Below are 14315 nucleotides of genomic sequence, written 5' to 3'. Positions count from 1 at the left end.
AGCATTGATGCCTGAAGCCGTGATCGTCGCCACCGCCCGCTCGCCGATCGGCCGGGCCGTCAAAGGGTCGCTGAAGGACATGCGTCCCGACGACCTCGCCGTCCAGATGGTGCGGGCGGCGCTGGCGAAGGTGCCCGAGCTCGACCCGACCGAAATCGACGATCTGGTCCTCGGGTGCGGCCAGCCCGGCGGTGAGTCCGGCTTCAATATGGCCCGTATCGTCTCGGTGCTGGCCGGTCTGGACTCTGTGCCCGGAACCACGGTCAACCGCTACTGCTCGTCCAGCCTGCAGAGCACCCGGATGGCCCTGCACGCGATCAAGGCTGGGGAGGGCGATGTGTTCCTCTCCGTCGGGGTCGAGACGGTGAGCCGGTACTTCAAGGGCAATGCTGACGGCCTGCCGGACACCGAGAACCCGGTCTTCGCCGAGGCGCAGGCGCGCACCGAGAAGTTCGCCTCCGGTGGCCAGACCTGGGCCGACCCGCGGACCGAGGGCCGGCTGCCCGACGCCTACATCACGATGGGGCAGACCGCCGAGAACGTCGCGCAGTCCATGGGCGTGACGCGCGCGGACCAGGACGCCTTCGCGGTGCGCTCGCAGAATCTGGCGGAGCAGGCCATCGCCGACGGCTTCTGGGCCCGTGACATTACCCCTGTGACGCTGCCCGACGGCAGCCAGGTCACCCGGGACGACGGCCCGCGCCCCGGCGTCACCCTGGAGGCGGTCTCCGCGCTCAAGCCGGTCTTCCGCCCCGACGGCACCGTGACGGCCGGCAACTGCTGCCCGCTCAACGACGGCGCGGCGGCGCTGGTGATCATGTCCGACACGAAGGCGAAGCAGCTCGGCCTCACGCCGCTGGCGCGCATCGTCAGCACCGGCGTCACCGGCCTTTCGCCCGAGATCATGGGGCTCGGTCCGGTCGAGGCCTCGAGGCAGGCGCTCGCCCGCGCCGGCCTGACCATCGGCGACATCGACCTGGTCGAGATCAACGAGGCGTTCGCCGCCCAGGTGATCCCGTCGGCCCGGGAGCTGGGCATCGACTTCGACCGGCTGAACGTCAACGGCGGGGCGATCGCCGTGGGGCACCCGTTCGGCATGACCGGCGCTCGCATCACCAGCACCCTGATCAACTCCCTGCAGTACCACGACAAGCAGTTCGGCCTGGAGACCATGTGCGTCGGCGGCGGCCAGGGCATGGCCATGGTCCTCGAGCGGCTGAGCTGAGAGGAGCGACCCCATGAGCACGAGGTTCGCAGGACGGACCGCGATCGTCACCGGAGCCAGCCGGGGGATCGGCCTGGCCATCGCCGAGCGGCTGGTGGCCGACGGCGCGAAGGTCGTCGTCACCGCCCGCAAGCAGGAGGCGCTCGACGAGGCCGTGGCCAGGCTGGGCGGACCCGGCCACGCGATCGGTGTGGCTGGGCACGCGGCCGACGTCGACCACCAGGCCGAGGTCGTCAAGCGCGCGGTCGACACCTTCGGCAGTGCCGACCTGCTGGTCAACAACACCGGCATCAACCCGGTGTACGGCCCGATGGTCGAGATGGACCTGGACGCGGCCCGCAAGATCGTCGAGGTGAACTGCCTGGCGGCGCTGTCGTGGGTGCAGCAGGTGCACCAGGCCTGGATGAAGGAACACGGCGGCTCGGTGGTCAACGTCTCCTCCGTGGCCGGCATCCGGCCGTCGCCGGGCATCGGCTTCTACGGCGCCAGCAAGGCGATGCTCACCCACATCACCCAGGAGCTGGCCGTCGAGCTCGGCCCGGACATCCGGGTGAACGCGGTGGCCCCGGCGGTGGTGAAGACGAAGTTCGCCACCGCGCTCTACGACGGGCGGGAGGAGGAGGTCGCCGCGGCGTACCCGCTGGGGCGGCTCGGTGTCCCGGAGGACATCGGCAGCGTGGTGGCGTTCCTGCTCTCCGACGAGGCTGCGTGGATGACCGGGCATCTGCTGGTGGTCGACGGCGGCGTGACCCTGACCGGAGGTGTCTGATGCCGGTGCAGGGACAGAGCGTCGTGGTCACCGGCGCCAGCCACGGCATCGGCCGTGCGTTGGCCGCGCGGCTCGCGGCGGAAGGCGCGCGGGTCGTGGTCAACGACCTGGACGGCGAGGCCGCGACGCAGGTGGCGCGGGAGATCGGTGCGTACGCCGTGCCCGGTGACGCAGCGTCAGAGGCGGGCGTGGCCTCGCTGGTCGAGGCCGCCCGGGCACACCTGGACGGCATCGACATCTGGTTCGCCAATGCCGGCATCGACCGCGGCCACGGGTTGGACGCCTCAGAAGAGGACTGGGCGGCCACCCACGACGTCAACGTGCTGGCGCACGTGCGCGCCGCGCGGCTGCTCGTGCCCGAGTGGGTCGAGCGGGGCGCCGGCCGGTTCGTGGTCACGGCGTCCGCGGCCGGCCTGCTGACCATGCTGGGCAGCCCGACGTACTCGGTCAGCAAGCACGCCGCCGTCGCGTTCGCCGAATGGCTCTCGGCGACCTACCGCCACCGCGGCGTCGTCGTGCAGGCGATCTGCCCGCAGGGCGTGAAGACCAGGATGCTGGACAACGCCGGCGGGCTGCAGGACCTGCTCAGTCACGACGCCGCGCTCGCGCCCGAGGACGTCGCCGAGACCGTGTGGCAGGCCCTGCAGGACAACCGGTTCCTGATCCTGCCGCACCCCGAGGTCGGCGAGTACTACACCAACCGGGCCGGGCGGACCGACCGCTGGCTGGCCGGCATGAACAAACTCCAGCGCCGTCTCGAGGAACAGGGGGCGCTCGCATGAAGGCCTGGCAGGTGGCCGAGCTCGGCCGACCCCGCGACGTACTCCGGCTCGTCGAAGTGGCCGACCCCGAGCCGGGGCCGGGACAGCTCGTGGTGAAGGTGCTGGCCGCGCCGGCCAACTTCCCCGACGTCCTGATGTGCTGCGGGGAGTACCAGGTCAAGCCGGAGCTGCCGTTCACGCCGGGCGTGGAGCTGTGCGGCGAAGTGGCCGCGCTCGGCGAGGGAGTCACCGGGTTCGCGGTCGGAGACCGGGTACTGGGCGGTGCCGTACTGCCGTACGGCGGCTTCGGAGAGCTCGCGCTCTTGGATGTTGCCACCACCTTCCCGGCGCCCGCGGACCTCGACGACGCCGAGGCGGCCTCGCTCTACATCGGCTACCAGACCGGCTGGTTCGGCCTGCACCGCCGGGCGGGCCTGCGCGCGGGCGAGACACTGCTCGTGCACGCCGCGGCAGGCGGTGTCGGCAGCGCTGCCATCCAGCTCGGGAAGGCTGCCGGCGCCCGGGTGATCGGCGTGGTCGGCGGCCCCGAGAAGGCTGAGGTCGCCCGCAAGCTCGGCGCCGACGTGGTGGTGGACCGCCGCGAGGAGGACTTCGTCGACGTCGTGAAGGCCGAGACCGGCGGCCGGGGTGCCGACGTCGTCTACGACCCCGTCGGCGGGGAGACCTACCGGCGCTCGACCAAGTGCATCGCCTTCGAGGGCCGGATCCTCGTCGTCGGGTTCGCCGGTGGCCAGATCCAGTCGGCCGCGCTCAACCACGCGCTGGTGAAGAACTACTCGATCGTCGGTCTGCACTGGGGGCTCTACAACCGCTACGACCCGGCGGCGGTCGCCGACTGCCACCGCGACCTCACCGCGCTGGCCGCCCGGGGTGCCGTACGGCCGCTGGTCAGCGAGCGGCTCGCGCTGGACGAGGTGGCCGACGGGGTGCAACGGCTCGCCGACGGCGTCACCGTCGGCCGGGTGGTCTACCTGCAGGGAGCAGCCCGGTGACCGGCGAGCGTCGGGTCGACGCCGTCGTGTTCGACTACGGTGGCGTGCTCACCGGTCCGGTCCGCCACTCGATCGCCGCCTGGATCGAAGCCGACGGCATCGAGCCGGCGTCGTTCTCCCGAACCCTCAAGGCGTGGCTCTCGCGCGACGCCGCGGACGGCACCCCGATCCACCGGCTGGAGACCGGGGAGCTGTCCGTCGCGGAGTTCGACGCCCTGTTCGCCGCCGAGCTCACCACCGTTGACGGGCGGCCCGTCGACCCGGTCGGCCTGCTCGGGCGGCTGTTCGCCGGGATGCGCCCCGACCCGGCGATGTTCGCCCTCTGCGAGGAACTGCGCGACCTCGGCGTCCGGGTCGCGCTGCTGTCCAACAGCTGGGGGAACACCTACCCCCGGGAACGGATCGACGCGCTCCTCGACCCGGTCGTGATCTCGGGGGAGGTCGGCCTGCGCAAGCCGCTCGCCCCGATCTACGAGCTGACTCTCGACCGGCTCGACCTGCCTGCCGAGCGGGTGGTCTTCGTCGACGACGCCGAGCCCAACCTGCTCGGCGCCCGGGCGCTCGGCATGCAGGCCCTCCTGCACACCGACGCCGCGGGCACCCGGGCGGCCCTGGCCGAGCTCGTCCCCGACTTGCCACCGCAGCCGCTGCCCGCCGTACCCCAGCACTGACCCACGCCCGCCCAGCACCAACAGGAGTGACCCCATGACCACCACTACCCGCACCGCCGTCGTGACCGGAGCGGCCCGCGGCATCGGCGCCGGCGTCGCGAAGCGGCTCGCCGCGGACGGCTTCGCCGTCGCCGTCATCGACCTGGACGAGGCGGCCTGCAAGCCGGTCGCCGAGGAGATCGAGGCCACCGGCGGCCGAGCGCTGGCCGTCGGCGTCGACGTCGCCGACGAGCAGGGCGTGCAGGCTGCCGTGGATCGGATCGCCAAGGAGCTGGGCGAGCCCACTGTGCTGGTCAACAACGCCGGCATCATCCGCGACAACCTGATGTTCAAGATGACCGCCGACGACTGGGACGCGGTCATGAACGTGCACCTGCGCGGCTCCTTCCTCATGACCCGCGCCGTCCAGGGCTACATGACCAAGGCCGGCTGGGGAAGGATCGTCAGCCTGTCCAGCACCTCGGCGCTCGGCAACCGAGGCCAGGCCAACTACGCCGCAGCCAAGGCCGGTCTGCAGGGCTTCACCAAGACCCTCGCCTTCGAGCTCGGCAAGTTCGGCGTCACCGCGAACGCGATCGCCCCGGGGTTCATCGAGACCGAGATGACCGCCGCCACCGCGGAGCGGGTCGGCATGCCGTTCGAGGAGTTCAAGAAGGCCGCCGCGTCGCAGATCCCGGTCGCCCGCACCGGCCGGCCCGCGGACATCGCCCACGCAGTGTCCTTCTTCGTCAGCGAGGGGGCCGGCTTCGTGTCCGGCCAGGTGCTGTACGTCGCCGGCGGGCCGAAGGCCTGACCGGGCCGCAGAGAGAGGAGCAGACGATGAAGGTCTTCCATGGCATCGAGGAGCTGGAGAAGGCGGTCGGCACCCACCTCGGGTACTCCGACTGGCACACCGTCCCCCAGCAGCAGATCGACACCTTCGCCGAGGCTACCGGCGACCACCAGTGGATCCACGTCGACCCCGAGAAGGCGGCACGGGGCCCGTTCGGCAGCACCATCGCGCACGGATACCTCACCCTGTCGCTGGTGCCGATGCTGGTCTGGCAGGTCTACAAAGTCGAGGGCCTGACGATGGGCGTCAACTACGGCGCCAACAAGCTCCGCTTCCCCTCGCCGGTGTCAGTGGACTCCAGGGTGCGGGCCGGCGTCGAGCTGGTCTCACTGGTGCCCGGCGGCGGTGGCCACCAGCTCACCGCGAAGGTCACCATCGAGCGCGAGGGCGGCGACAAGCCCGTTTGCGTCGTCGAGACCGTCAGCATCCTGGTGCCATGACGAACGCGACCACTGGTTGCAGCGATCTGCCCGGTCTCGACCTGGCCCGGTTCACCGACTGGTTTTCCTCGTCGGTGCCCGGAGCCGGCGGGGATCTGACGGCGCGGCTCGTCGCCGGCGGCAAGTCGAACCTCACCTACGAGGTGACGGACGGGACCGGGCAGGCCTGGATCGTCCGGCGGCCGCCGCTCGGGCACGTGCTGGCGACCGCGCACGACATGGCCCGGGAGTACCGCGTGATGTCGGCGCTGCAGGACACCGAGGTGCCGGTGCCCACGACCTACGCCCTGTGCGAGGACACCAACGTGCTGGGCGCCCCGTTCTACGTGATGGAACGGGTCGCCGGGACGCCGTACCGGCACGCGTCCGAGCTCGCGCCGCTCGGCCCCGAGCGGACCCGCGCGATCTCGACCGGGCTGGTGGACACCCTGGCCACCCTGCACGAGGTCGACCCGGCCGCGGTCGGCCTGGCCGACTTCGGTAGGCCCGAGGGCTTCCTCGCCCGGCAGGTCGGCCGCTGGAAGAAGCAGCTCGACGCGTCCTACTGCCGCGACCTGTCGGCCGCCGACGAGCTGCACGCCCGGCTCGCCGCCGACGTCGCTCCGGAGTCGGCACCGGGCATCGTGCACGGCGACTACCGGCTCGACAACGTCCTCACCGATGACCGCGACCGGCCGGCCGCGGTCATCGACTGGGAGATGGCCACCCTCGGCGACCCGCTGACCGACCTGGCCCTGCTGGTGCTCTACCAGCGGCTCGGCACGCTGCTCGGCGGAAGCGCGGTGGCCGACGCCGCGTCGGCACCCGGCTTCCTCACCGAGGACGAGACCCTCCAGCGGTACGCCGCCCGCAGCGACCGCGACCTGTCCCGCTTCGGCTTCTACCTCGGGCTCGCGTCGTTCAAGCTGGCCGCGATCCTCGAGGGCATCCACTACCGCCATCTGCACGGCCAGACCGTCGGCGCGGGCTTCGAGCACGTCGGCAAGGTCGTCCACCCCCTGCTCGACGCCGGACTCACCGCACTGAAGGAGCACCGCTGATGGATTTCACTCTCGATGCCAGGACCGAGGAGCTGCGCGCCAGCCTCCTGGACTTCATGGACACCCACGTCCACCCGGCCGAGCCGGTCTTCCACGAGCAGCTCGGGAAGCTCGAGAACCGCTGGGCCTGGGACTCGGTTCCCGTGCTCGCCGAGCTGCGCGCCGAGGCGCGCCGCCGCGGGCTGTGGAACCTGTTCCTCCCCGGCGACCACGGCGCCGGGCTGACCAACCTGCAGTACGCCCCGCTCGCCGAGATCACCGGCCGCAGCGGCCGCCTGGCGCCGGCGGTCCTCAACTGCGCGGCGCCGGACACCGGGAACATGGAGGTGCTGGCGATGTTCGGCACCGAGGAGCAGAAGAAGGAGTGGCTCGAACCGCTGCTCGCCGGTGAGATCCGCTCGTCGTTCGCGATGACCGAGCCCGACGTCGCCTCCTCCGACGCCACCAACATCGCCACCCGCATCGAGTGCGACGGCGACGAGTACGTCGTCAACGGCCGCAAGTGGTGGATCACCGGCGCGATGAACCCCAACGCCCGGATCTTCATCGTGATGGGCAAGACCGATCCCACCGCCGACCGGCACCGCCAGCAGTCGATGATCCTCGTCCCGCGCGACACTCCCGGGCTGGAGATCAAGCGCGGCATGGAGGTGCTCGGATACGACGACCACGACCATGGCGGCCACGCCGAGCTGGAGTTCCACGATGTACGGGTCCCCGCGGCCAACCTGGTCGGCGGCGAGGGCGACGGCTTCGCCATCGCCCAGGCCCGCCTGGGCCCCGGCCGGATCCACCACTGCATGCGCTCCATCGGCGTCGCCGAGCGGGCCATCGAGCTGATGTGCGCCCGAGCCGACGAGCGCGTCGCGTTCGGCAAGCCGATCTCCGAGCAGGGCGTCGTCCGTGACTGGATCGCCGAGTCCCGGGTGAAGATCGAGCAGCTGCGGCTGCTGATCCTCAAGACCGCCTGGTTGATGGACACCGTCGGCAACAAGGGCGCCCACACCGAGATCCAGGCGATCAAGATCGCCACCCCGGCCACCGTGCAATGGATCCTCGACAAGGCCATCCAGGTGCACGGTGCCGGTGGACTCTCCCAGGACTTCCCGCTGGCCGGCGCCTACGCCAACATCCGCACGCTGCGCTTCGCCGACGGACCGGACGAGGTGCATAAGAACGCCCTGGCCCGCAACGAGCTGCGCCGCCAGGCCACCGAAAGGCAGGCCCGATGACCACCGACGAAACGGCCGTGTACGAGGACCTGCGGCGCCGTGTCGCCGACTTCCTCGCCGCCCACGTCCCCCAGGCCACCGACCGGCTGGCGTTCCTCCGGGCGCGGTACGACGCCGGGCTGGCCTGGGTCTTCTTCCCCGAGGGACACGGCGGACTCGGCCTGCCCCGGGCCCTGCAGCCCGAGGTGGACCGCCTCTTCGAGGCGGCCGGGGCACCGGACAACAACCGGCACGCCAACGGCATCGGCCTGGGCATGGCGGCCCCCACGATCCTGGCCTTCGGCACGGAGGAGCAGAAGCAGCGGTTCCTCAAGCCGCTGTGGACCGGCGAGGAGGTGTGGTGCCAGCTGTTCAGCGAGCCCGGCGCCGGCTCCGACCTCGCCGCGGTCGCCACCCGGGCGGTCCGCGACGGAGACACTTGGGTGGTCAACGGCCAGAAGGTGTGGACCTCGGGCGCCCACAACGCCCGGTTCGCGATCTTGGTCGCCCGCACCAACCCGGACGTGCCCAAGCACGGCGGCCTCACCTACTTCCTGTGCGACATGACCGACCCCGGCGTCGACGTCCGGCCGCTGCGCCAGATCACCGGCGAGGCGGAGTTCAACGAGGTCTTCCTCACCGACGTGCGGATCCCCGACAGCCAGCGGCTCGGCGCCGAGGGTGAGGGCTGGAAGGTCGCCAACGCCACGCTCAACAACGAGCGGGTGGCCATCGGCGGCGACGCCGCACCCCGCGAGGGCGGCATGGTCGGTGTCGTCGCGCAGACCTGGCGCGACCATCCGGACCGCCGCACCCCCGAGCTGCACGACCGGCTGATGAGGCTGTGGGTCGAGGCGGAGGTCGCCCGGCTCACCGGCCAGCGGCTGCGGCAACAGCTCGCGATCGGCCAGCCCGGCCCGGCTGGCTCGGCGATGAAGCTGACCTTCGCCCGGCTCAACCAGGATCTGACCGGGCTGGAGCTGGAGTTGCTCGGCGAGGACGGGCTGCGCTACTCCGACTGGACCCTGGTGCGGCCGGAGAAGGTCGACTTCACCGGCCGCGACGCCGGCTACCGCTACCTGCGCGCCAAGGGCAACTCGATCGAGGGCGGCACCTCGGAGATCCTGCGCAACATCGTGGCTGAGCGGGTCCTCGGCCTCCCCGCCGAGCCGCGCGTCGACAAGGACATCCCCTGGAAGGAGCTCGCCCGATGAGCGATCTCGACCTGCTCTACACCGACGTCGAGGACGACCTGCGCGCCTCCGTACGCGACCTGCTCGCCGACCACTGCGACCCGACCGCGGTGACGGCCGTGTACGACGGCGACCGGTCGCTCGTCGACGGACTGTGGAAGGCGCTGGCCGTCGATCTGGGCCTGGCCGGACTGCTGGTGCCGGAGGAGCGCGGCGGTGCCGGCGCGTCGGCCCGCGAAGCCGCGGTCGTCCTGGAGGAGCTGGGCCGCACGGTGGCCCCGGTACCGTTCCTCACCAGCGCCGTGGTCGCGACCACGGTCCTACTCGACGCCGAGGGTGACCTCCTCGCCTCGCTCGCCGCGGGGGAGCGGACCGCCGCGCTCGCCGCACCGCTCTCGACGGCCCCCGACGGCGCCCTTCAGCTGGTGCGAGTCGACGCGGACGGTCGGCTCACCGGCACCGTCACGAGCGTCGCCGGAGCCCTCGAGGCCGACGTCCTGCTCGTGCCCGCCGCGACCGGTGAGGGCGTCGCGGTGTACGCGGTGAACGCCGCCGAGGCCGGCGTCGCGCCGGTGCTCTCCCTCGACATGACCCGGCAGCTCGCCGACGTCACCCTCGACGGCGTGGCCGGTGAGCTGGTCGTCGCCGACGGTGCGGCCGCCGTCCGGCGTGCCCTCGAGGCGGGGGCGGCGCTGCTCGCCTCCGAGCAGCTCGGCGTGGCCCAGTGGTGCCTGACCACGACGATCGGCTACCTCAAGGAGCGCCGCCAGTTCGGCCGGGCGGTCGGCGGGTTCCAGGCGCTCAAGCACCGGCTGGCGGACCTGTTCACCGAGGTCGAGTCGGCGGCCGCCGCCGCCCGGTACGCCGCGGCGACGCTCGCGGCCGGCTACGAGGACGCGGCCGTGGCGGCCGCGGTGACCCAGGCCTACTGCAGCGATGTGGCCGTGAAGGCCGCCGAGGAGGCGGTGCAGCTGCACGGCGGCATCGGCATGACCTGGGAGCACCCCGCCCACCTCTACCTCAAGCGCGCGAAGGCCGACCAGATCGCGTTCGGCACGCCGGGGGCTCACCGCGCGCACCTGGCGGGACTCGTAGACCTGCCCGCCGCCACGCGAACTCTCGCCCAGCAGGGGGCACGATGACCGAGATCCGGACCGTCCGGGGCCCCGTCGACAGCGGGGAGCTCGGGGTGACGCTCATGCACGAGCACGTCTTCGTACGACGCAGGTGTTCGCACGATGTGCCGCGCCGGATCTTCGAGGCCCGCTGAAGGCCGCTGAAGGGTCGCTGAACCCTCCCACGACCGATCGACCATCGAAAGCGAACCCACGATGTCCTTCAACCTCGCCACCACGCTCCGCGAGTCCGCCGCGGCCACCCCGGACAAGGCCCTGGTGCACTTCGGCGACCAGTCCTTCAGCTACGCCCAGGTCGACGAGATCTCGGGGCGGGTCGCCGCCGGTCTGCTCGGACTGGACCTGGAGCCGGGCGACAAGGTGGCGGTGCAGCTGCCGAACCTTCCGCAGTTCCTGTTCGGCTACTTCGGCATCCTCAAGGCCGGGCTGGTCATGGTGCCGCTGAACCCGCTGCTCACCGCCCACGAGATCGCCTACCAGCTGGCGGACAGTAACGCGAAGCTGCTGCTCACCTTCGAGCAGTTCGCCGAGGCGGCGTTCCGGGGCGCTCGAGCGGCCGGCGAGGTGCCGACGTACGTCGTGAACGCCCCGGGCAGCGACGTACGGCCCGAGGGGACGCGGCACTTCGACGAGCTCTACGCGGCCGAGGACTCGCGGGAGATCCACCCGACGATGGCCGACGACACCGCGGTGCTGCTCTACACCAGCGGCACCACCGGCAAGCCGAAGGGCGCTGAGCTGACGCACTATCAGCTCCATATGAACTGCACGGTCTCCGGGGAGCTGTTCGGCTTCTCCGCCGACGACATCGCGGTGGCGGTACTGCCGCTGTTCCACGTCTTCGGGCTCTCCAGCGTGCTGAACATCGCCGTACGGTACGGCGGCGGCCTGGTGCTGGTCCCGCGCTTCGAGGCCGGGGCTGTGGCGGACGCGATCGAGCGGCATCGCTGCACGGTGTTCTCCGGTGTTCCGACGATGTACGTCGCCCTGCTGCAGCTGGACACCGCAGGGCGGGACCTGTCGAGCCTGCGGGCGGGCATCTCGGGCGGCGCTTCGATGCCTGGTGAGGTGATCCAGGCCTTTGAGGAGAAGTTCCCGGGCGTGGTGGTCCTGGAGGGCTACGGCCTGTCGGAAACGGCGAGCACCGTGACGTTCAACATCGACGCGGAGCGGCGCAAGGTGCTCTCGGTCGGCAGGCCGATCTGGGGGGGGAGGTCCGGGTGGTGGATGCGGACGACAAGGAGCTGCCACCGGGCGAGGAGCACGTCGGGGAGATCGTGGTCCGCGGGCACAACGTCATGAAGGGCTACTACAAGAAGCCCGAGGCCACGGCGGAGGTGGTCCGCAACGGCTGGTTCCACACCGGCGACCTGGGCTACCGGGACGAGGACGGCTACCTGTTCGTCGTCGACCGGTTGAAGGACCTGGTCATCCGAGGGGGCTACAACGTGTACCCCCGCGAGATAGAGGAGGTGCTCTACGCCCACCCGGCCGTGGCGGAGGCAGCGGTCGTCGGTCGGCCGGACGAGCGGCTCGGCGAGGAGGTGCTCGCGTACATCGCGCTCAAGCGGGGCGAGATCGCCGAGAGCGATGAGCTGGTGGCCTACTGCAAGGAGCGGCTCGCCGCCTACAAGTACCCCCGTGAGGTCCGGCTCCTCACCGAGCTGCCCAAGGGCCCGACCGGGAAGATCCTCAAGCGAGAACTTCGCGGCTGAGCGCCGCCGCCTTGACCTCCGCGGACGCACTCGTCGCCACGGCCCCGGCATGCTCGGCATGCCGGGGCCGTGGCGACTGGCCAGACGGCGCTGCTGCTCGTCCAGATGAGGGAACAACACCTGGATCTCCGCCGCCAACGACGCCCCGACCGTCTCCGGGGCGTCGCAGTGTGCGCGACGTCGATAGTGCCGGAGGGCGAGAACGCGAGTCTGGGGCACGTGATAGAGCGGCGCTTGACGAGCGCCATGCAGTGGAGTGTGGAGAACCCCGTCCGGGTGCGGGCCATGATCGAGGTCACAGTCTGGGCCGACCGCTACGACTCTGAGCTTTCCGTCGGCTTCTACGACGCCTTTCTCAAGTCGTCGGAGGCCGTCCTGCGCCAGGTCGACGTACCGCTCCAGGACGAGAAACTCCACTCGGTGCTGCGGGTCTATCCCTGGTCGACGGGCTCTCCGCTGCAGATGCTCACGAACGGCGACAAGCAGCGCAGGCTGCGCGACACGGCGACCGCCTGCGCGATGCTGAAGGCCTACGCACCTGTCGGTGGGGCGCAGCCCTAATCCAGGTGGATGAAGGAGAGCCGGCTTTCGGCGTACTGACGACGGAGGACCTTCTTGTCGAATTTCCCCACGCTGGTCTTGGGGATCTCGGCGACGAAGGCCCAGCGTTCCGGGAGCTGCCATTTGGCCCAGTTCTCGGTCAGGTGTTCCCTCAGTGCCGCGGCGTCGGTCGGTTCACCTTCACCGTTCCTCAGGACGACGGCCGCGCAGGGCCGTTCGTCCCAGCGCTCGTCGGGGACGCCGAAGACGGCCGCCTCGGCGACGGCGGGATGCGCCATGATGTCGTTCTCCATGTCGATGGAGGAGATCCATTCGCCGCCGGACTTGATGACGTCCTTCGCCCGGTCGACGAGGGTGAGGAATCCGTCGGGGCTGATCCGGCCCACGTCGCCGGTCCGCAGCCATCCGTCGTCGAAGGCGCCGGCTTCGACCGGCTCGTCGTCCGGGCTGTAATAGGAGCCCGTGATCCAGGGCCCTCGCACCTCCAGCTCGCCGAGCGACTCACCGTCGTGGGGCACGGGGGTGCCGTCGTCGCCCTTGAGCCTGAACTCGACCAGCGGCGCGAACCGTCCTTGGCTCATCCTGTAGCGCCACCGGTCTTCACCGGTCGCGCGGGCCGGCGGGTGGGCCACTGTGCCCACGGACGAGGTCTCGGTCATCCCCCAACCGTGGACGACCTTGACCCCGTGGTGCTCCTCGAAGGTCTTCATCAGCGTGGGCGGCATGGCCGAGCCTCCCACGACGACTTCGCGAAGGTGGCTGATGTCCTGCGGGTGGGTCGCGAGCCTCGCGGCGAGCCCCGTCCAGATGGTCGGTACGGCAGCGGCGGAGCTCGGTCGCTCCGCTTCCATCATGGCCAGCAGCGGCTCGGGTTGCAGGAAGCGGTCGGGCATGAGGAGTGACGCGCCGGAGAGCATGGACGCGAACGGCAGGCTCCAGGCGTTGACGTGGAACATCGGCACGATCGCCAGACATGTGTCGCTCGTCGCCAGCCCCATCGCGGCCGGAGTGGTCACGTGCATCGCGTGCAGGACGAGCGAACGGTGGGAGTACACCACGCCCTTGGGGTCGCCCGTGGTGCCCGAGGTGTAGCACATCGCTGCAGCTGAGCGTTCGTCCAGCACGGGGAAGTCGTACACGGCGGGCTGCGCCTCGAGGAGGGGCTCGTAGTCGTGGACCTCGACCCCCCGAGGCACGCGGAAGCCGGCCGCGTCACCGTTCACGACGATCACGTGACGCACGGTGTGAAGCCGGGGGAGTACCTCTTCGAAAGCGGGAGCGAGTGACCCGTCCACGAACACCACACGGTCCTCGGCGTGGTTGGCCGTGAACACGAGCTGCTCGGGGAACAGGCGGATGTTCAGGGCGTGAAGAACCGCGCCCATGGCGGGGACCGTGGCGTAGACCTCCATGTGCTCGGTGTTGTTCCACACGAACGTCGCCACGCGGTCGGAAGGCCCGACGCCCAGGCCGCGCAGGGCGTTCGCCAGTCGGGCGGCCCGTGTGCCCAGTTCACCGAACGTGCGCCGGCGTGCCGCCCCGCCCGTCCAGGTGGTGACGGTGGCGTCTGCGTGCACGGAGGCCGCGTAGCGCAGCAAATTGGCGAGCGACAGTGGCCCGTCCTGCATCGTGCTCAGCATTTCTTGCTCCTTGGGTGGGAGGTCGCCGTGTCGGCATTCGAGTGCGCGGCAGCTGGTCCTCCCCGGCGGCGGAGGACGCGATCGACTCGGCAGGGGTTGACGCTGGCC

Annotated in this window: 15 protein-coding genes and 1 pseudogene; 15 read left to right on the top strand and 1 reads right to left on the bottom strand. The window is 70.9% G+C overall.

Annotation, left to right across the window (positions count from 1 at the left end):
- Positions 1 to 7: 7 nt before the first annotated feature.
- The 15 genes and pseudogenes from AB0K02_RS11200 to AB0K02_RS11130 all read left to right on the top strand — a co-directional run bounded on the left by AB0K02_RS11200 (position 8) and on the right by AB0K02_RS11130 (position 12567).
- On the top strand, positions 8 to 1225 hold the full coding sequence (locus AB0K02_RS11200; protein WP_365992100.1) for an acetyl-CoA C-acetyltransferase: 1218 nt from the start codon (positions 8 to 10) through the stop codon (positions 1223 to 1225).
- Positions 1226 to 1238: 13 nt separating this feature from the next.
- On the top strand, positions 1239 to 1994 hold the full coding sequence (locus AB0K02_RS11195; RefSeq protein ID WP_365992099.1) for an SDR family oxidoreductase: 756 nt from the start codon (positions 1239 to 1241) through the stop codon (positions 1992 to 1994).
- The gene (locus AB0K02_RS11190) at positions 1991 to 2776 is read left to right on the top strand and encodes an SDR family oxidoreductase (protein WP_365992194.1); all 786 of its coding nucleotides are present in this window, start codon (positions 1991 to 1993) and stop codon (positions 2774 to 2776) included. Before AB0K02_RS11195 ends, AB0K02_RS11190 begins: the two co-directional genes overlap by 4 nt.
- Positions 2773 to 3768: an NADPH:quinone oxidoreductase family protein gene (locus tag AB0K02_RS11185; protein WP_365992098.1), complete on the top strand. Its 996-nt coding sequence runs from the start codon at positions 2773 to 2775 to the stop codon at positions 3766 to 3768. The genes AB0K02_RS11190 and AB0K02_RS11185 overlap by 4 nt, the downstream gene beginning before the upstream one ends.
- Positions 3765 to 4439 (top strand): HAD family phosphatase, encoded by a 675-nt coding sequence (locus AB0K02_RS11180; protein WP_365992097.1) that lies wholly within the window; start codon positions 3765 to 3767, stop codon positions 4437 to 4439. Before AB0K02_RS11185 ends, AB0K02_RS11180 begins: the two co-directional genes overlap by 4 nt.
- A 34-nt stretch (positions 4440 to 4473) precedes the next feature.
- Positions 4474 to 5232 (top strand): 3-oxoacyl-ACP reductase FabG, encoded by a 759-nt coding sequence (gene fabG, locus AB0K02_RS11175; RefSeq protein ID WP_365992096.1) that lies wholly within the window; start codon positions 4474 to 4476, stop codon positions 5230 to 5232.
- 26 nt (positions 5233 to 5258) lie between these two features.
- Positions 5259 to 5711, top strand: a complete 453-nt coding sequence (locus AB0K02_RS11170; protein ID WP_365992095.1) for a MaoC family dehydratase — start codon at positions 5259 to 5261, stop codon at positions 5709 to 5711.
- Positions 5708 to 6751, top strand: coding sequence for a phosphotransferase family protein (locus tag AB0K02_RS11165; protein ID WP_365992094.1), 1044 nt, complete (start codon positions 5708 to 5710; stop codon positions 6749 to 6751). Before AB0K02_RS11170 ends, AB0K02_RS11165 begins: the two co-directional genes overlap by 4 nt.
- The gene (locus AB0K02_RS11160; RefSeq protein WP_365992093.1) at positions 6751 to 7983 is read left to right on the top strand and encodes an acyl-CoA dehydrogenase family protein; all 1233 of its coding nucleotides are present in this window, start codon (positions 6751 to 6753) and stop codon (positions 7981 to 7983) included. The genes AB0K02_RS11165 and AB0K02_RS11160 overlap by 1 nt, the downstream gene beginning before the upstream one ends.
- Positions 7980 to 9176 (top strand): acyl-CoA dehydrogenase family protein, encoded by a 1197-nt coding sequence (locus tag AB0K02_RS11155; RefSeq protein WP_365992092.1) that lies wholly within the window; start codon positions 7980 to 7982, stop codon positions 9174 to 9176. Before AB0K02_RS11160 ends, AB0K02_RS11155 begins: the two co-directional genes overlap by 4 nt.
- On the top strand, positions 9173 to 10297 hold the full coding sequence (locus tag AB0K02_RS11150; RefSeq protein WP_365992091.1) for an acyl-CoA dehydrogenase family protein: 1125 nt from the start codon (positions 9173 to 9175) through the stop codon (positions 10295 to 10297). The genes AB0K02_RS11155 and AB0K02_RS11150 overlap by 4 nt, the downstream gene beginning before the upstream one ends.
- On the top strand, positions 10294 to 10425 hold the full coding sequence (locus AB0K02_RS11145; RefSeq protein ID WP_365992090.1) for a hypothetical protein: 132 nt from the start codon (positions 10294 to 10296) through the stop codon (positions 10423 to 10425). The genes AB0K02_RS11150 and AB0K02_RS11145 overlap by 4 nt, the downstream gene beginning before the upstream one ends.
- A gap of 61 nt (positions 10426 to 10486) precedes the next feature.
- Positions 10487 to 11544: pseudogene (locus tag AB0K02_RS11140) on the top strand (AMP-binding protein); the annotation flags it as partial.
- A 45-nt stretch (positions 11545 to 11589) separates the two neighbouring features.
- Positions 11590 to 12006, top strand: a complete 417-nt coding sequence (locus AB0K02_RS11135) for a hypothetical protein (protein WP_365992193.1) — start codon at positions 11590 to 11592, stop codon at positions 12004 to 12006.
- A gap of 234 nt (positions 12007 to 12240) precedes the next feature.
- Positions 12241 to 12567, top strand: coding sequence for a hypothetical protein (locus tag AB0K02_RS11130; RefSeq protein ID WP_365992089.1), 327 nt, complete (start codon positions 12241 to 12243; stop codon positions 12565 to 12567).
- Here AB0K02_RS11130 and AB0K02_RS11125 read toward each other — a convergent pair.
- A complete protein-coding gene (locus AB0K02_RS11125; protein ID WP_365992088.1) occupies positions 12564 to 14207 on the bottom strand; it encodes a long-chain fatty acid--CoA ligase in 1644 nt (547 codons plus the stop codon). The genes AB0K02_RS11130 and AB0K02_RS11125 overlap by 4 nt on opposite strands.
- Between the last annotated feature and the right edge of the window lie 108 nt (positions 14208 to 14315).

The sequence above is a fragment of the Streptomyces sp. NPDC049597 genome (assembly GCF_040675505.1).
In the GTDB taxonomy this organism is placed as follows: Bacteria; Actinomycetota; Actinomycetes; order Streptomycetales; family Streptomycetaceae; genus Streptomyces.
The sequence above is the reverse complement of the archived record's forward strand: the minus strand, read 5'-3'. Positions and strand labels throughout refer to the sequence as shown.